Here is a 17,077-nt window from a genome sequence, read left to right on the forward strand (position 1 = left end):
GGCGCGCACGATGCGCGCCGCTCTTCTGGGGGCCCCTCGGCGGCGGTGAGGCGGGGTCGGAAGAGCCGCGCAGCGGGCGAGGCCAGGGATGGCCTCGCCTTTTCGCGCGGGCACGATGCCCGCTCGAAAAGCCCGGCCCCGCCGCACGGACTTTTTGCCCATGGACGGGCAAAAAGCGCCGCCGCGGGGTGCCGTTTCTCTTTGGCTACTTTCTCTTTGGGCAAGCAAAGAGAAAGTAGCTCGCGCGCCCGCAGGGCGCACGACACCGCTCTGATGCCGCGCGTCGCGCTGGTGCCACGCCAAACCGCCCTGATGCCGCGCATACCACAACCGCGGCAACCCAGCCCGCGAAGGACCGGGACTAAACGCGCCGAAGCCAACCCACCTCACGGCGCATGCCGGCGCAGCTCCGGCCGGGCGTTCAGGTAATCGGCGGCGGTGATGCGGCGGCCGCCGGGGCGTTGGAGGGTGGTGATGCGCAGTACGCCGCTGCCGCAGGCGAGATCGATGCCATCGCGGCCGGCGGCAAGCACGCTGCCGGGTGCGCCGGCGTGGGAGGCGTCGAGTGCCTGTGCCGCCCACACCCGCACACGCTCGCCGGCGATCTCGGCATCGTTGCCGGGCCAGGGGTCGAACGCGCGCACCTGGCGTTCCAGCTCAATCGCCGGGCGGGTGAAGTCCAGATGTGCCTCGGCCTTGTCGAGCTTGTGCGCATAGGCGGCGCCGGCCACAGCCTGCGGTGTCGCCTGCAGCGTCTCGCCAGCCAGCGCGCGCGCCAAGCCTGCACCCAAAAGTTCGGCACCCAGCGCGGCGAGGCGATCGTGCAGGCTGCCGCCGGTGTCGTCGCGGGCGATCGGCGTGCGCCGTTCGGCGAGCACCGGACCGGTGTCCAAGCCGGCCTCCATTTGCATCAGGGCAACCCCGGTTTCAGCGTCACCGGCGAGGATGGCGCGCTGGATCGGCGCGGCGCCGCGCCAGCGCGGCAAAAGGCTCGCGTGCACGTTCCAGCAGCCAAGCGGCGGAACGGCCAGCACCGCGCGCGGCAGGATCAACCCGTAGGCGACCACCACCATGAGGTCGGGTGCGTAAGCCGCAAGTCTCGCCTGGGCTTCGGCACCCTTCAACGACTCGGGCTGCTCCACCGCGATGCCGGCCGCGAGCGCCGCCTGCTTGACCGGGCTGGCCGCAAGCTTGCGGCCGCGGCCGGACGGGCGATCGGGTTGGGTGTAGACCGCCACCACCTCGGCGCCGCTGGCGCGGCAGGCTTCGAGGCAGGGGACCGAAAAATCAGGCGTGCCGGCAAAAACGACCCGCAGCGACGCAACGCTCAAGCGCTGGCCGCCTGCTTGCGGTGCTTCTCCAGCCGCTTCAGCAGCAGCGAGCGCTTGAGCGGGGAGAGGTAATCGACGAACACCTTGCCGTCCAGGTGATCCATCTCGTGCTGCACGGCGACCGCCAGCGGGCCTTCGGCAGCGTAGACGAACTCCTTGCCGTCGACGTCGTGCGCCTTGACTTTGACGTCCAGCGCGCGGGTGACATCGGCATAGATGCCGGGGAACGACAGGCAGCCTTCCTGGTACACCTGCGTGCCGCCCCTTTCGACCAGCTCGGCGTTGATCAGCACCAGCGGCTGGTCGCGCTCGTCGCTCATGTCGATCACCAGCACGCGCTGCTGCACCGCCACCTGGGTGGCAGCCAAGCCGACACCGTTGGCGGCGTACATCGTCTCCAGCATGTCGGCGACGAATTGCTTGAGTTTGGCGTCGAACACGGTGACCGGCGCCGCTTTCATGCGCAGGCGGGGATCGGGAAACTCGATGATGTTCAACGTCGACATGCTGCACATTGTAATACGCCGGTGCCGCGGCCAAATGCCTTGGATTTTGCGAACCGTTGCCGATTGCGCGGCTTAACGCTTCGGCTACACTCGCGGCTGTCGCGGGAAAAGGGGTTCCCACCCATGTTGAAAAAAGCCTTGGCGGTACTGGCCGGCAGTCTGGTTGCGCTCACCGTGTTTGCCGCTGGCGCAGCGCAGCTGCGCAACAGCCATCCCGACTCCTACACCGTGCACCGCGGCGACACGCTGTGGGGCATCTCGGCGAAATTCCTGATGAAGCCGTGGTTGTGGCCGGAAATCTGGCAGGCCAACCCGCAGATCCGCAACCCGCACCTCATCTACCCCGGCGACGTGCTCAACCTGGCGTTCATCAGCGGCCGCCCGGCGCTGACCCTGAAGCCGAGCGTGCACCGCGAAGGCGAGGCGGTGCCGGCGATTCCGCTGGATGCGCTCAAGACGTTCCTGAAAGACCTGCGTGTGGTGAACTCCAGCGCGGTCAAGGAGGCGCCGTACGTGGTGGGCGTCGAGGAAAACCAGCTGCGCGTCACCTCCGGCCAGAACATCTACGTGCGCGGGCTCAAGAGCGAGCCGGGCGAGCGCTGGGCGATCGTGCGACCGGAGCACATGTTCCGCGGCTACGACAACGACGACAAGGGCAGCGCGGTATTTGCCGATGAGCTGTGGGCCAACGCGGCGATGGTGAAGTCGCCGTGGGAGGAGGATTTCGACAACGGCTCGGGCCACTATCGCCGCGGCAAGGATCTGGGCGTCGAGGTCCGGGTGATCGGCACCGCGCAGGTGCTGCATTCCGGTGATCCGGCCACGCTGCTGGTAACCGAGTCCACCGCCGAGATCCGCAGCGGCGACCGCCTCATGCCGGTCGGCGACAACCCGTATGACCCGTATTTCTACCCGCACGCCGCCGCCAGCGACCCGAAGGATGGCCGCGTGATCGCGTTTACCGACGCGATGGACGCGGTGGGCCCGCACCAGATCGTCGTGCTGTCGGTCGGCGCGAAGGACGGGATCGACAACGGCACGACGTTCTCGGTCTGGCACCCCGGCGACAACATCCACGACGACGTTGCCAGCAACAGCTGGAACCGCAGCGTCGGCAAGCGCGTCACTCTGCCGGACGAGTACGTGGCCCACGTCATGGTGTTCCGCACCTTCGACAACGTGAGCTATGGCCTGGTGATGGACGGCCTGCGCCCGGTGAAGAAGGGCGACAAGATCAAGCTGCCGCTCTGACCCGACCAGCTTCGCGTAAGGCGATGCCCACACGACGGCGCGGCTCACCCCGCGCCGTCTTCGTCCGTACACTCGCCGCATGGACGACACTGACGAACTGCGCGCGTGGCTCACTGCGCTGCGCACCCCGGGCCTTGGGCCGGGCGGCCTGCGCGAGGCGCTGGCCGCGAACGGGCAGGATATCCAGCGTGCGCTGGCCGAGCTGCGCCGGCACGCGGCCGCGCTCGACCCCGGCGCGGCCGCGTGGCTGGACGCGCCGGACGCCGCGCGCCTCACCGCCGATCTCGCCTGGCTCGCGCACCCCGGCCATCGCCTGCTGCGCTGCACCGAGGCGGATTTCCCGCCGCTGCTGGAAGCCATCCCGCAACCGCCGGCGGCCCTGTTCGTGGCCGGCGACGCGGCCGTGCTGCTGCGTCCGCAGGTAGCCATTGTCGGCGCCCGCAGCGCCAGCCCGGCCGGGCTCGACCACGCGCGCCGGTTTGCCCGCGCCCTGGCACACGCCGGGTTTGTCGTCACCAGCGGCATGGCCGACGGTATCGACGGCGCGGCCCATATGGCGACGCTGGACGCCGACGCGCCGACCGTCGCCGTGGTGGGCACCGGGCCGGATCGGGTCTACCCGCACAAGCACCTCGAACTGGCGCGGCGGATTGCCGGACACGGCGCGCTGGTCAGCGAGTTTCCGCCCGGCACGCCGGCCCGCGCCGACCACTTTCCGCGCCGCAACCGGCTGATCGCCGGGCTGGCGCTGGGCACGCTGGTGGTCGAGGCCGGGCTCAAGTCCGGCTCGCTCATCACTGCGCGGCTGGCTGGCGAACAGGGTCGCGAGGTGTTTGCGCTGCCCGGGTCCATCAACAACCCGCTCGCCCGCGGCTGCCACCGCCTGATCCGTGACGGCGCGCGGCTGGTGGAAGAGCCCGCCGAGGTGATCGAGGCACTGGTGCCAGCCGCACGCGCGCTCGGTGTGGAGCTGGCCGCCCGGCTGGGCGCCGCGGAAACGCCGGTTGCCGCCGCGGCAACCAGCTGGCAAGGCGACCCCGACTACGTGCGACTGCTGGCCGCGCTCGGCCACGACCCGGCCACGCTCGACCAGTTGGTAGCACGCAGCGGCCTGGCCGCCAGCGCGGTGTCCTCGATGCTCCTGATGCTGGAGCTCGAAGGCGTCACCGCCAGCCTGCCGGGCAACCAATACCAATACCTTGCCGGTTGACGCGAGCACCGGCAAGGGTGGGCCACCCGTGCCTTCGCCATCGGCTTTTCACACGCTCCGGCTTGACAGCGGTTGCCGGATCAAGTCTCACTAAAGAGATAGGCTTGCCGCACTGCGACATCCAACCGCCATACCCAACATCAGAGATTCATGGCCAAGAACCTGCTCATCGTTGAATCGCCCGCCAAGGCGAAGACCATCAACAAATACCTCGGCAAGGACTTCCAGGTCCTCGCCTCCTACGGTCACGTGCGCGACCTGAAGCCCAAGGAGGGCGCGGTCGACACCGAGCATGACTTTGCCATGCAGTACGAGCTGATCGAACGCAACGAGAAACACGTCGACGCCATCCTCAAGGCCGCGAAAGTCGCCGACGACATCTACCTCGCCACCGACTTGGATCGCGAAGGCGAGGCGATCAGCTGGCACATCAGCGAAATCCTCAAGGCCCGCGGGCTGACCGAGGGCAAGCAGATGCACCGCGTGGTGTTTTCCGAGATCACGCCCAAGGCGATCCAGGCCGCGGTGGCGCACCCGCGCGGGCTCTCCTACGACCTGGTGAACGCCCAGCAGGCACGTCGCGCGCTGGATTACCTGGTCGGCTTCAACCTCTCGCCGGTGCTCTGGCGCAAGGTGCAGCGCGGGCTGTCCGCCGGCCGCGTGCAAAGCCCGGCGCTGCGCATGATCGTCGAGCGCGAGGACGAAATCGAAGCGTTCAAGGCGCGCGAATACTGGACGGTCGAGGCTCATCTGCGCCACGCCGACAGCGAGTTCAGCGCCAAGCTCACCAAGCTCCACGGCAAGAAATTCGAGCAGTTCGACCTGACCGACGAGGCCGGCGCCAGCGCCGCGCGCGCCGAGCTCTCGGAGGCCGCGCACGGCCACCTGACAGTCAGCGAGGTGGGCAGCAAGGAACGCAAGCGTCGCCCGGCACCGCCGTTCACCACCTCCACGCTGCAGCAGGAGGCCGCGCGCAAGCTCGGCTTCACCACCAGCCGCACGATGAAGGTGGCGCAAGGCTTGTACGAAGGCGTGGCGCTCGGCGGCGAGGGCAACGTCGGCCTCATCAGCTACATGCGTACCGACTCGGTGGCGCTCGCCGGCGAGGCGGTGGCCGAGCTGCGCGCGCTGATCGCGCGCGATTACGGCGCCAAGGCGCTGCCGGACGCGCCGCAGTTCTACAAGGTGAAATCCAAGAACGCGCAGGAGGCGCACGAGGCGATCCGGCCCACCTCCGCGATGCGCACGCCGCAGTCGATTGCCGGCTTCCTCACCGAGGAGCAGCGCAAGCTCTACACCCTGATCTGGAAGCGCGCGGTGGCCTGCCAGATGATCCACGCCACGCTCAACACCGTGGCGGTGGACTTCGAGCTGCCGCATGCTGCCGGCGGCCCGGCCAGCTTCCGCGCCACCGGCACCACCGTGGTCGACCCGGGCTTTCTTGCCGTGTACGAGGAGGGCCGCGACCAGAAGAACGCCGAGGACGACGACGAAAACCGCCGCTTGCCGCGCCTCGAAAAGGGCGAGGAGGTGCCGCTCAAGGCGATCGCTGCCGACCAGCACTTCACCGAGCCGCCGCCGCGCTACTCCGAAGCCAGCCTGGTGAAGACGATGGAGGAATACGGCATCGGCCGGCCGTCGACCTACGCCAGCATCATCCAGGTACTGCTGCACCGCGAATACGTCTACCTCGATGCCCGCCGCTTCAAGCCGACCGACGTCGGCCGCGCGGTGAGCAAGTTCCTCACCGTGCACTTCACCCGCTACGTGGATTACGACTTCACCGCCAAGCTGGAAGACGACCTGGATGCCGTGAGCCGTGGCGAAGAGGCCTGGGTGCCGCTGATGCAGCGGTTCTGGAAGCCGTTCAAGCAGCAGGTGGACGAAAAGACCGAAACCGTCGACCGCAGCGAAGCCACCGGCGCCCGCGTGCTCGGCACCGACTCCAAGAGCGGCAAGCCAGTATTCGTGCGGCTGGGGCGTTTCGGGCCGTATGCCGCCATCGGCGACAAGGACTCGGACGAAAAACTGCAGTTCGCCTCGCTGCGGCCAGGCCAGAGCATGCACTCGATCACGCTGGAAGAAGCGTTGCAGCTCTTCCGCCTGCCGCGCAAGCTTGGCGCCGCGCCCAACGGCGACGAGGTGAGCGTCGGCGTCGGCCGTTTCGGGCCGTTCGTGAAACAGGGCGCCACCTACGCCTCGCTCAAGCCCGAGGACGACCCCTACACCATCGAGCTGCCGCGCGCGCTGCAACTGGTGGCCGACAAGCTGGAAATGCTGGCCAACCGCGTCATCACCGATTTCGGCAATGGTGTGCAGGTGCTGAACGGCCGCTACGGCGCGTACATCACCGACGGCGAAAAAAACGCCCGCATCCCGAAGGGCACCGAGCCCAAGGCGCTGACGCTCGCGCAGTGCCAGGAACTGCTCGCCGCCGCGCCGGTGAAAAAGGCCCGGTTTGGCAAAGCCGCTGCCAAGAAAACCGCGGCCAAGGCACCGGCCGCGAAGAAAGCTGCGGTGAAGAAGACCGCCGCAAAAAAGGCGCCGGCGAAAAAGACCGCGGCCCGAAAGACGGCGGTGAAAAAAGCCGCCACAAAAAAAACCACCACGTAATCTCCCCGGTGGGTCGGGCTTCAACCCGACTCGCACCTCCTTGTCGGGCCGCAGCCCGACCCACCACAGACCGGCGCTCGCAGAGCCCTGACCGATGCTGCAAACCTTCACCCTCGACACGCTGACCGCCGCCGCCGCGCTGCTGCGCGACGGCCACGTGCTCGCCTACCCCACCGAAGGCGTCTACGGCCTCGGCTGCAACCCCCACGACCAGCGTGCGTTCGAGCAGATCTTCGCGCTCAAGCAGCGCCCGGCCACCCAGGGCGTGCTGCTGATTGCCGCCGACTTTGCCCAGGTCGAGCGCTACATCGACCTTGCCAAGGTGCCAACGGCGGTGCTGGCGCAGGTCAGGGCGAGCTGGCCCGGCCCGCATACCTGGATCTTCCCGCGCACCGCCGCGGTGCCGGACTGGGTTGCCGGCGCGCATCCCGGCATTGCGCTGCGGGTGACCGCACACGCACCGGCCGCCGCGCTGTGCCGCGCTTACGGTGGCGCACTGGTGTCGACCAGCGCCAACCCGCACGGCGCCGCGCCGGCGATGAGCGCGCAGACCGTGCGCACGTATTTCGGCGATGCGCTCGACGGCGTGCTCGACGCGCCATTGGGTGGGCTCGACCGTCCCACCACCATCCGCGACGCGCTGACTGGCACCGTAATACGCGCGTGAGGGCGTGCCGCAGCGCTCGCCGGCCGCGGCTGAAAACAGGTACCCTGCGCCGGGTCATGTCTGTCGTGCATCCCGAAATCTGCGCCGTCAGCCCGTTGCGGGCGGACGCCGCCCTGCTGCCGCTGCTGCACGCGGACCACCTGCAGCGCACGCTGGCCTGGCACCACGGCCACGCCGTCAGCGCCGGCACCTTCCTGACCCACGTCGAACAGGTGGCCGCGACACTGCCGGCCGCACCCGCGGCGGTCAACCTGTGCACCGACCGCTACGCCTTCCTCGTGGCGTTCTGTGCGCTGATCGTGCGCGGGCAGGTCAACCTCCTGCCGCCGTCGCGCGCGCCGCACATGGTGGCCGAAGTAATGGCGGCGCACCCCGGCTGCTACGCCTTGGGCGAAGGCGACCTCGCCCCGGCGCCTCCCGGCTACCACCGCCTGCCGCCGCTGACCGACACGGCCAACGCCACCCAGGTACCCATGATCCCGGCTGACCAGCTCGCGCTGGTGGCCTACACCTCGGGTTCCACCGGCACCCCGCGCGCCAATGCCAAATGCTGGGGCGCGCTGCATGCCGCCAGCCGCGGTACGCGCGCCATGCTTGACCGGGTCGCCGGTACGCGATTCAACGTGGTCGCCACGGTGCCGCCACAGCACATCTACGGCATCGAGACGAGCGTGCTGCTGCCGCTGTTCGGCAACGTGGCGGTGCACGCCGGGCGCCCGTTTTTTCCGGCCGATGTCGCCGCCGCGCTCGCCGCGATCCCGGCGCCGCGCGTGCTGGTCATCACCCCCGTGCATCTGCGCACGCTGGTGGCCGCGGGCCTGCCGCTGCCGCCGCTGGCCGCGCTGTTGTCGGCGACCGCACCGATGCCGCCCGACCTCGCGCACGCGGCCGAACAAGCCTTTGCTGCGCCCGTGCTGGAGGTGTTCGGCTCCACCGAAACCTGCGCCATTGCCAGCCGCCGGCTCACGGTCGAAAGCGACTGGGCGCTGTATCCCGGCGTGCGCCTGCATCCGCGCCCGGACGGCACCGAAGTGACTGCACCGCAGCTGGATGCGCCGGTGGTACTCGCCGATCTGATGGAAGTCGACGCCGCCGCGCAGCGCTTCCGCCTGCGCGGCCGCCAGGCGGATCTGCTGGAAATCGCCGGCAAGCGCGCCTCGCTCGGCGACCTCACCCGCCGCCTGCTTGCCATCCCCGGCGTGGTCGACGCCGCGCTGCTGCAACTGGACACCGCGGACGCCGCCGGCGTGCATCGCGTCGCGGCACTCGTGGTCGCCCCGACGCTGGACGAAGCCGCCATCCTCGCCGCCCTGCGCGATGCGATCGACCCGGTTTTCCTGCCGCGCCCGCTGCGCCGGGTAGCGGCCCTGCCGCGCAACGAAACCGGCAAGCTGCCGCGGGCCGCGCTCTTGGCATTGCTGGGCTGAACCAGCGCGGCCTGGCCTCCGGCCCGACCGGCGTATCAGGCGCGCTTGATCAGGCGGACCACGAACAACAACACCACGGCGCCGATGACGGCGGTGACCAGCGATCCGATCCAGCCATTGCCCAGGTGAATGCCGAGCAGGCCGAACAGCCAGCCGCCGATGAACGCGCCGACGATGCCCACGCCGATGTCCGCGAGCAAGCCGAAACCGCCGCCCTTGACCAGCACGCCGGCCAGCCAGCCTGCAACGGCGCCAACCACGATCCACGCAATGAAACCCATGATGTTCCCCTTGCCGGAAGTGAACGAGCTGCGTCGCCACGCCGTGCCGCGGCGCCGACTTTGTCGGCGCGGTGCCGCCGGAGTGCGGGCGCGCGACGCAGTATGTGCCCACGGCTCGTCGCAGCGCCACGGCAGCGGCCACGCAAGGGCGGGGCACCGGCGCGCCATCCGGGCCATCCGGGCCAGCCCGCTACAATAGCCGGCCATCCCCGCCTGTCAGCGCCCCACGGAGCACCCGCATGAAAGTCCTCGTCATCGGCAACGGCGCGCGCGAGCACGCGCTGGCGTGGAAGCTCAAGCGCTCGCCGCGGGTGGACGAAGTGATCGTGGCGCCGGGCAATGCCGGCACGGCGCGTGAGCGCGGGGTGCGCAACGCGGAGGTCGCGGCCAACGATCTGGATGGCCTGCTGGCGCTGGCCAAGGCGGAGAAGGTCGCGCTGACCGTGGTCGGCCCCGAAGTGCCGCTGGTGGCTGGCGTGGTGGATCGCTTTCGCGATGCCGGCCTGCGCATCTACGGCCCGCGCGCGGTCGCAGCGCAGCTGGAAGGCTCCAAGGCGTTCACCAAAGACTTTTTGCACCGCCACAACATTCCCACCGCGCGCTATGCGGTGTTCACCGAGCTGGCACCGGCGCTGGCCTACCTGCGCACGCACAGCGCGCCGATCGTCATCAAGGCCGATGGCCTCGCCGCCGGCAAGGGCGTGGTGGTGGCGCTGACCCAGGGCGACGCCGAGCAGGCGCTGCACGACATGCTGGGCGCGCACGCGTTCGGCAACGCCTCGGCACGGGTGGTGATCGAGGAGTATCTCGAAGGCGAGGAAGCCAGCTACATCGTGATGAGCGACGGCCAGCACGCCTTGCCGATGGCGTCGAGCCAGGACCACAAGCGCCGCGACGATGGCGACCTCGGCCCGAACACCGGCGGCATGGGCGCGTATTCGCCGGCGCCGGTGGTCACGCCGGAAGTGGAGCAGCGCATCCTGAAAGAGGTGATCGAGCCCACCCTGCACGGCATGGCCGCGGAAGGCGCGCCGTTCATCGGGTTCCTCTACGCCGGGCTGATGATCGACCCGGCCGGCAACCCGAAAGTGATCGAGTTCAACGTGCGCCTGGGCGACCCGGAGACGCAGCCGATCCTGTTGCGCCTGAAAACCGACCTGGTCGAGCTGATCGAGGCCGCGCTGGACGGCAGGCTCGCCACCACCCGCGCGCAATGGGATGCGCGCCCCGCGATCGGCGTGGTGCTGGCCTCCGGTGGCTACCCCGGCAAGGTCGCGTCCGGCAAGCGCATCGACGGGCTGGACGCCGAGCTGGGCGCGGACGTCAAGGTGTTCCATGCCGGCACCCGGCTGGATGCCGATGGCCACGCGGTGACCGCCGGTGGCCGCGTGCTCACCGTGTGTGCACTGGGCGCGGACATCGCCGCCGCGCGCGAAAAGGCCTATGCCGCGGTGGCGAAAATCCGTTTCGCCGGCGGCTTTTGCCGGCGCGACATCGCGCACCGCGCGCTGCGGCGCTGATGCCGGGTGAAAGCCGCTGAACCGGTATCGTCAATAGCCGGTCGGGATGAATCCCGACCCACGAGGAAGCAGCGATCCGGTGGGTCGGGCTTCAGCCCGACACGCGACGCCACGCGAAATCACGCGCCGGCCAGCGCACCGTCCACCACGCCCTGCGCCTCTTCCAGCAGGCGCTGGAGGTGGGCTTCGTCCTGGAAGCTTTCGGCGTAGATCTTGTAGATCGACTCGGTGCCGGAGGGCCGCGCTGCGAACCAGCCGTTGGCGGTGACGACCTTGATGCCGCCGATCGCCGCGCCGTTGGCGGGGGCCTTGTCGAGCACCTGCACGATCGGCTCGCCGGCGAGCTCCTTGGCGGTGATTTGCGCCGGCGACAGCGCCTTGAGCTTGGCCTTTTGCGCCGACGTGGCGGCAGCATCGACGCGGCTGCTGTACGGCGTGCCCAGCTCGGCGGCGATGCGCGCGTAGAGCTCGCCCGGATCGCGCCCTTCGCGCGCGGTCATTTCCGCCGCGAGCAGGCCGGGCACCAGGCCGTCCTTGTCGGTGGACCACGCGCCGCCATCGAAGCGCAGGGTGGAGGCGCCGGCACTTTCCTCGCAGCCGAAACCGAGCGAGCCGGCGTACAGGCCCGGCGCGAACCACTTGAAACCGACCGGCACCTCGTACAGCGGGCGGCCGAGGCGTTTGGCCACGCGGTCGATCAACGCGGTGCTGACCACGGTCTTGCCCACCGCCGCAGCCCCGCCCCAGCGCGGGCGGTGGCGGAACAGGTACTCCACCAGCACGGTGAGGTAATGGTTGGCGGGCAGCAGGCCGACCGAGCGCGCGACGATGCCGTGGCGGTCGTGGTCGGTGTCGGCGGCGAAGGCGACGTCGTACTTGTCCTTGAGCCCGATCAGGCGCGCCATCGCGTAGCGCGAGGAAGGATCCATGCGGATCTTGCCGTCCCAGTCCACGCTCATGAATGCAAATTGGGGGTCGACCACCTCGCTCACCACCTCCAGCGGCAGCTGGTAGCGCTCGGCGATCGCACCCCAGTAATGCACCCCGGCACCGCCCAGCGGATCGACGCCAAGGCGCAGCCCGGCGGCGCGGATCACGTCGAAATCCACGATGTTGGCGAGGTCGCCGACGTAGCTGCCGAGAAAATCGTGCGCATGCACCAGCGGCGATTTGCGCGCCTGCGCATACGCCACGCGGCGCACTTCCTTCAGGCCGCCTTCCAGCAGCGCGTTGGCGCGATCCTGCACCCACTGGGTGATGCTGGTATCGGCCGGGCCGCCGTTCGGCGGGTTGTACTTGAAGCCGCCGTTGTCCGGCGGGTTGTGCGAGGGGGTGATGACGATGCCGTCGGCCAGGCCCGCGCTGCGGCCCTGGTTGTAGACCAGGATGGCATGCGACACCGCCGGCGTCGGAGTGAACTCGCCGTCGGCGGAAATCAGGGTTTCCACCCCGTTCGCCACCAGCACTTCGAGCGCGGTCTCCAGCGCCGGCTGCGACAGCGCGTGGGTATCCGCGCCGATGAACAGCGGCCCGTCGATGCCCTCGCGCCGGCGGTAGTCGCAGATCGCCTGGCTGATAGCGAGGATGTGCCACGCATTAAAGCTGTGCGCCAGCGAGGAGCCGCGGTGGCCCGAGGTGCCGAACGCCACGCGCTGCGCCGCCACGCCGGGGTCGGGTCGCAGCTCGGCATAGGCGGCAAGCAGCTTGTCGAGGTCGACAAGGATCGAAGCCGGCGCCGGTTTGCCGGCCAGCGGGCTGATCTCCTGACTCATGGAGCGACTCCTGGGATAACGATGGGGAGGGTGCAGGTCGCCATGATCGCGCGGTTGGTGGGGCCGGGAGTAGGGATGGGAGATTCGAGATTCGGAAAAGCGGCCTGCGGCGAGGCGCTATCCGTGGGCAAGGTCGCAACATCGAGCATGCCCGCGCCAGCGGGCATGCTCTCACGCAAGCAGGGCGCTTCCTTCAGTGCGTGCCGTCGCGCAGCGCGCGGTAGCGACGGATCAGCGCGTTGGTGGAGCTGTCGTGGTGCAGCTCGGGCACTGCCGGGGCGGTGAGTTCGGCAATGGTTTTTTTCGCCAGTTGCTTGCCCAGCTCCACCCCCCACTGGTCGAACGAGTCGATGCCCCAGATGACGCCTTGCACGAACACGCTGTGCTCGTAGAGGGCGATCAGGGAGCCCAGCGCGAACGGCGTGAGGCGCGCGGCGAGAATGGTGCTGCTCGGCCGGTTGCCGGTGAACGTGCGGTGCGGCGCGAGCGCGGCATCCGTGCCTTCGGCGCGGACCTCCGCGGTGGTCTTGCCGAACGCGAGCGCTTCGCCCTGCGCGATCAGGTTGGCGATCAGCAGATCGTGCTGGTCGCCGCCGCCGCGCGCCGGCACCGCCTGCAGGGTTTGCCCGAAGCCGATGAAATCGCACGGCACCAGCCGCGTGCCCTGGTGGATCAGCTGGTAGAACGAGTGCTGGCCGTTGGTGCCCGGCTCGCCCCAGTAGATCGGGCCGGTGGCGTAATCCACGCGGGCGCCGTCGAGCGTGACGTGCTTGCCGTTGGACTCCATCGTGAGCTGTTGCAGGTACGCCGGGAACCGCTTGAGGTATTGCTCGTAAGGCAGCACGGCCACCGTCTCGGCGCCGAGGAAATTGGTGTTCCACACCCCGATCAGGCCCATCAGCACCGGCAGGTTGGTGGTGAACGGTGCGCTGGCGAAGTGCTCGTCCATCGCGTGGAAACCGGCCAACATGTCGCGGAAATGCTGCGGACCCACGGCCAGCATGGTGGACAGGCCGATCGCCGAATCCATCGAGTAACGGCCGCCCACCCAATCCCAGAAGCCGAACATGTTGGCGGTGTCGATGCCGAACTTGGCGACCTCTGCGGCATTGGTGGACACCGCGGCGAAATGGCGTGCGACGGCGCCTTCGTTGCCCAGCGCCTTGAGGCACCAGGCGCGCGCGGCGTGCGCGTTGGTCAGGGTTTCCAGCGTGGTGAAGGTCTTCGAGCAGACGATGAACAGCGTGGCCGCGGCATCCAGGTCGCGCACCGCTTCGGCAAAATCGACGCCGTCCACGTTGGAGACGAAGCGGAAGCACATGTCGCGCCGGGTGTAGTCGCGCAGCGCTTCATACGTCATCACCGGGCCGAGGTCGGAGCCGCCGATGCCGATCGACACCACGTTGCGGATGCGCTCGCCGGTGTAGCCCTTCCAGGCGCCGCTGCGCACCTGGTCGGCAAACGCGGTCATGCGATCGAGCACCGCGTGCACATCGGGCACCACGTCGTGGCCATCCACCAGAATCGACGCCTCGCGCGGCGCGCGCAGCGCCACGTGCAGCACCGCGCGGTTTTCGGTGCGGTTGATCTTGTCGCCGCGGAACATCGCGGCAATGCGCGCCTTGAGCCCGCGCGCCTCGGCCAGCTGGCGCAACAGCCCGAGCGTTTCATCGGTGACACGCTGCTTGGCGTAGTCGTAGTACAGGCCGACGGCCGTGGCCGCCAAGCGTTCGCCGCGCGCCGTATCCTGCGCAAACAGTTCGCGCAAGTGGCGCGGCGCGAGCTGGTCGGCATGCCGCTTGAGCGCCTGCCACTCCGGCAACAAGGTGAGGTCGGCGCCGATCATCGTGCCACCGGCCCCTTGCTCTTGGCGTCCAGCGCGGCCTGTTTGGTCGCGATGCGATCGAGCATCTGTCGCCACGCCTTGACGAACGCGGCAGCGCCGTCCACCTGCAGCTGGGTCGCCAGCGCCGCGCGGTCGATGCCGGCCTTGGCGATCTTCGCCAGCACCGCCTCGGCGTCGCCGCCATCCACTGGCAGCATGGCACCGGGCTTACCGTGGTCGCCATAGGCGTGCAGGGTTTTCTCGGGAATGGTGTTGATCGTGTTGGGCGCACCCAGCGCCTCGACATAGAGCGTGTCGGAGGCGTTCGGGTCCTTGGTGCCGGTCGAGGCCCACAACAGGCGCTGCGGGCGCGCGCCCTTCGCGGCCAGCCGCTGGAACCGCGCCGAAGCCCGGAGTTCGCGGTAGGCGCAGTAGGTTTTGCGCGCCACCGCGATGCCCAGCGTGTTGTGCTGGTCGACCGGCAACTGCGGGTTGGCGGCCACGTCCCAGCGGCTGATGAACACCGAGGCGACCGACGGCACCAGCAGATCCTTGCCGGCGGCGAGGCGCCGCTCGATGCCGCGCAAATAGGCTTCGGCGCTGGCCTGGTACTGGTCGCGCGAAAACAGCAGCGTCACGTTGATGGGGATGCCACGGAAGATCGCTTCCTCGATCGCCGGCACGCCTTCCGGGGTGCCCGGAATCTTGACGAACAGGTTCGGCCGCTGCGCCTGCGCGTGGATCGCCTCGGCGGCGGCAATCGTGCCCTGGGTGTCCGCCGCCAGCAGCGGCGAGACTTCCATCGACACCCAGCCATCCACCTGATGGGTCGCGTCGAACACCGGCTTGAACAGGTCGGCGGCGCGGCGCAGGTCTTCCAGCGCCAACTCCATGAACAGCGGCTCGCCAGCCATGCCCACCAGCGACTTGGCGTGGATCGCCGCGTCGTAGGCGTCGCCGGTCGCCATCGCTTTTTCGAAGATGCTCGGGTTGGAGGTGAGGCCGGTCACCGACAGCTCGCGGATGTAGCGCGCGAGCGTGCCGTTGTCGAGCAGGGTGCGGGTGATGTTGTCCAGCCACAGGCTCTGGCCGGCTGCGTGCAATTGCTGGGTCGCTTTCATGCTGATGGGTCTCCAAAACAAAAGGGGATGGCGTGGGGGCATCGTCGAGCTTACGCTGGCGACGGGCAGCCGCGGTTGCCGCAGCGCAAGCGTTCAGCCGGGCGCGGCGGGCGCGGGCTGCGGGTCGTGCCAGCCTTCGGCGCCAGCCAGTACCGCGGCTTCCGGCGGGCCCCAACTGCCTGACTCGTAGAAGTGCACGAGGTCTTCCTGGCCAAGCACCTGGTCGACCACGCGCCAGGCGGCCTCGACACATTCGTCGCTGGTGAACAACGCGTTGTCGCCGCGCAGCGCGTCACCCAGCAGGCGTTCGTACGGCGTCATCTCGCTGCCGGCATGGTGGTGCGCCACCAGCTCCACCGGCGCGCCGAGCATCGCCTCGCCGGGGCGCTTCACGCGCATGCCCTCGGCAATCACCACCTGCGGCGACAGCCGGAAGCGGAAGTAGTTGGAGCGCGTGACGTCGATCGGGTCGAACACCGCGAGCGGCGGGGTTTGCATGTCCACCACCACTTCGGTGACGCTCACCGGCAGCTTCTTGCCGGCACGGATCAGGAACGGCACCCCGGCCCAGCGCCAGGTGTCGATCGCCAGCCGCAGGCCGATGAAGGTCTCCACGTTGGAGCCCGGCGCCACGCCGGGCACGTCGCGATACCCACGGTACTGGCCGCGCACCACATCACGCGGGCCGAGCGGGCGCATCGCGCGGAACAGACGCAGCTTTTCCGCGTTGAGCGCGGCCGGGTCGCTGCCGATCGGCGCATCCATCGCCAAGAGCGAGGTCACCTGCAGCAAGTGGTTTTGCAGCACGTCGCGGATTGCGCCCACGCCATCGTAGAAACTGCCGCGGCCCTCCACGCCGAAGGCCTCGGCCATGGTGATCTGCACGCGGTCGACGTAGCGGTTGTTCCACACCGGCTCGAGCACGCTGTTGGCAAACCGGAAGTACAACAGGTTCTGCACCGCCTCCTTGCCCAGGTAGTGGTCGATGCGAAAGATCGCCGACTCGGGAAACGCCGTATGCAACGCCTGGTTCAGGCGGCGCGCCGAAGCGAGGTCACGGCCGAACGGTTTCTCCACCACCACTCGCGCGCCATCGGCGCAGCCGGCGGCCTTGAGCCCGCTCACCACGGTGGCAAACAGCGACGGTGGAATGGCGAGGTAGTGCAGCGGCGCGCGCGCCGTGCCCAGTTCGGCCTTGAGCCGGGTGAAGGTGTCGGCATCACGGTAATCGCCGTCGATGTAGCGCAGTTGCGCAGCGAGCCTGGCAAACGCGGCTTCATCCAGCGTACCGCCGGCTTTCCCGGTGGCCGCTGCGACGCTGTCGTGCGCACGCGCCCGCAATTGCTCCAGCGACCAGCCGGCGTGCGCGACACCGATGATCGGCAGCTCGCAACCGTCGCGGCTGACCATCGCCAGCAGGGCGGGGAAAATCTGCTTGTAGGCGAGATCGCCGGTGGCACCAAAAAACACCAGGGCATCGGAGGCTGATTTGCTCATGGGCCGCGAACGGCTCCTTCTATTCGGTACGTGACGAGGTCGCAACGCCCAGCTTC

General features: G+C 69.0%; 13 protein-coding genes. 6 read left to right on the plus strand and 7 right to left on the minus strand.

Going from position 1 to position 17,077, the window contains the following annotated elements:
* Positions 1–386: 386 nt before the first annotated feature.
* Positions 387–1,331 (minus strand): methionyl-tRNA formyltransferase, encoded by a 945-nt coding sequence (fmt, locus tag AC3WP6_RS15885; RefSeq protein WP_492628587.1) that lies wholly within the window; start codon positions 1,329–1,331, stop codon positions 387–389.
* Positions 1,328–1,837 carry a peptide deformylase gene (gene def / locus AC3WP6_RS15890; RefSeq protein ID WP_492628588.1) on the minus strand — a complete coding sequence of 170 codons (510 nt, stop codon included), beginning with the start codon at positions 1,835–1,837 and terminating at the stop codon, positions 1,328–1,330. The genes fmt and def overlap by 4 nt, the downstream gene beginning before the upstream one ends.
* A 123-nt stretch (positions 1,838–1,960) precedes the next feature.
* Here def and AC3WP6_RS15895 point away from each other — a divergent pair, with 123 nt between their 5' ends.
* The 5 genes from AC3WP6_RS15895 (at position 1,961) to AC3WP6_RS15915 (ending at position 9,005) form a co-directional block, all read left to right on the plus strand.
* Positions 1,961–3,088, plus strand: coding sequence for a LysM peptidoglycan-binding domain-containing protein (locus AC3WP6_RS15895; RefSeq protein ID WP_492628589.1), 1,128 nt, complete (start codon positions 1,961–1,963; stop codon positions 3,086–3,088).
* A 79-nt stretch (positions 3,089–3,167) separates the two neighbouring features.
* On the plus strand, positions 3,168–4,298 hold the full coding sequence (dprA, locus tag AC3WP6_RS15900) for a DNA-processing protein DprA (RefSeq protein WP_492628590.1): 1,131 nt from the start codon (positions 3,168–3,170) through the stop codon (positions 4,296–4,298).
* A 150-nt stretch (positions 4,299–4,448) separates the two neighbouring features.
* Positions 4,449–6,911, plus strand: a complete 2,463-nt coding sequence (locus AC3WP6_RS15905) for a DNA topoisomerase I (protein WP_492628591.1) — start codon at positions 4,449–4,451, stop codon at positions 6,909–6,911.
* A 94-nt stretch (positions 6,912–7,005) separates the two neighbouring features.
* Positions 7,006–7,578 carry an L-threonylcarbamoyladenylate synthase type 1 TsaC gene (gene tsaC / locus AC3WP6_RS15910; protein WP_492628592.1) on the plus strand — a complete coding sequence of 191 codons (573 nt, stop codon included), beginning with the start codon at positions 7,006–7,008 and terminating at the stop codon, positions 7,576–7,578.
* Positions 7,579–7,634: 56 nt separating this feature from the next.
* The gene (locus AC3WP6_RS15915; RefSeq protein ID WP_492628593.1) at positions 7,635–9,005 is read left to right on the plus strand and encodes an AMP-binding protein; all 1,371 of its coding nucleotides are present in this window, start codon (positions 7,635–7,637) and stop codon (positions 9,003–9,005) included.
* A gap of 35 nt (positions 9,006–9,040) precedes the next feature.
* Here the strand turns inward: AC3WP6_RS15915 and AC3WP6_RS15920 are convergent, their stop codons facing one another.
* Entirely contained in the window at positions 9,041–9,286 is a 246-nt protein-coding gene (locus AC3WP6_RS15920) for a GlsB/YeaQ/YmgE family stress response membrane protein (protein ID WP_492628594.1), read from the minus strand.
* A 239-nt stretch (positions 9,287–9,525) separates the two neighbouring features.
* On the opposite strand from AC3WP6_RS15920, the gene purD reads away from it, so the two are divergent.
* Positions 9,526–10,806, plus strand: coding sequence for a phosphoribosylamine--glycine ligase (gene purD / locus AC3WP6_RS15925; RefSeq protein WP_492628595.1), 1,281 nt, complete (start codon positions 9,526–9,528; stop codon positions 10,804–10,806).
* Between the two features lie 119 nt (positions 10,807–10,925).
* Here purD and pgm read toward each other — a convergent pair whose 3' ends face one another.
* The 4 genes from pgm to zwf form a co-directional block, all read right to left on the minus strand.
* Entirely contained in the window at positions 10,926–12,578 is a 1,653-nt protein-coding gene (gene pgm, locus AC3WP6_RS15930; protein WP_492628596.1) for a phosphoglucomutase (alpha-D-glucose-1,6-bisphosphate-dependent), read from the minus strand.
* Between the two features lie 193 nt (positions 12,579–12,771).
* Complete coding sequence (gene pgi / locus AC3WP6_RS15935) at positions 12,772–14,424, minus strand: glucose-6-phosphate isomerase (RefSeq protein WP_492628597.1); 1,653 nt, start codon at positions 14,422–14,424, stop codon at positions 12,772–12,774.
* Positions 14,421–15,524, minus strand: coding sequence for a transaldolase (gene tal / locus AC3WP6_RS15940; RefSeq protein ID WP_492628598.1), 1,104 nt, complete (start codon positions 15,522–15,524; stop codon positions 14,421–14,423). Before tal ends, pgi begins: the two co-directional genes overlap by 4 nt.
* Positions 15,525–15,617: 93 nt before the next feature.
* Positions 15,618–17,021 (minus strand): glucose-6-phosphate dehydrogenase, encoded by a 1,404-nt coding sequence (gene zwf / locus AC3WP6_RS15945; protein ID WP_492628599.1) that lies wholly within the window; start codon positions 17,019–17,021, stop codon positions 15,618–15,620.
* Positions 17,022–17,077: the final 56 nt, after the last annotated feature.

The sequence above is a fragment of the Rhodanobacter sp. FW106-HT46G03 genome (assembly GCF_058789895.1).

Bases quoted from the DNA above. Each gene is read 5' to 3' on its own strand.
- def (WP_492628588.1), bottom strand. From the start codon at position 1,837: ATGTCGACGTTGAACATCATCGAGTTTCCCGATCCCCGCCTGCGCATG.
- AC3WP6_RS15895 (WP_492628589.1), top strand. From the start codon at position 1,961: ATGTTGAAAAAAGCCTTGGCGGTACTGGCCGGCAGTCTGGTTGCGCTC.
- dprA (WP_492628590.1), top strand. From the start codon at position 3,168: ATGGACGACACTGACGAACTGCGCGCGTGGCTCACTGCGCTGCGCACC.
- AC3WP6_RS15905 (WP_492628591.1), top strand. From the start codon at position 4,449: ATGGCCAAGAACCTGCTCATCGTTGAATCGCCCGCCAAGGCGAAGACC.
- tsaC (WP_492628592.1), top strand. From the start codon at position 7,006: ATGCTGCAAACCTTCACCCTCGACACGCTGACCGCCGCCGCCGCGCTG.
- AC3WP6_RS15915 (WP_492628593.1), top strand. From the start codon at position 7,635: ATGTCTGTCGTGCATCCCGAAATCTGCGCCGTCAGCCCGTTGCGGGCG.
- AC3WP6_RS15920 (WP_492628594.1), bottom strand. From the start codon at position 9,286: ATGGGTTTCATTGCGTGGATCGTGGTTGGCGCCGTTGCAGGCTGGCTG.
- purD (WP_492628595.1), top strand. From the start codon at position 9,526: ATGAAAGTCCTCGTCATCGGCAACGGCGCGCGCGAGCACGCGCTGGCG.
- pgm (WP_492628596.1), bottom strand. From the start codon at position 12,578: ATGAGTCAGGAGATCAGCCCGCTGGCCGGCAAACCGGCGCCGGCTTCG.
- pgi (WP_492628597.1), bottom strand. From the start codon at position 14,424: ATGATCGGCGCCGACCTCACCTTGTTGCCGGAGTGGCAGGCGCTCAAG.
- tal (WP_492628598.1), bottom strand. From the start codon at position 15,524: ATGAAAGCGACCCAGCAATTGCACGCAGCCGGCCAGAGCCTGTGGCTG.
- zwf (WP_492628599.1), bottom strand. From the start codon at position 17,021: ATGAGCAAATCAGCCTCCGATGCCCTGGTGTTTTTTGGTGCCACCGGC.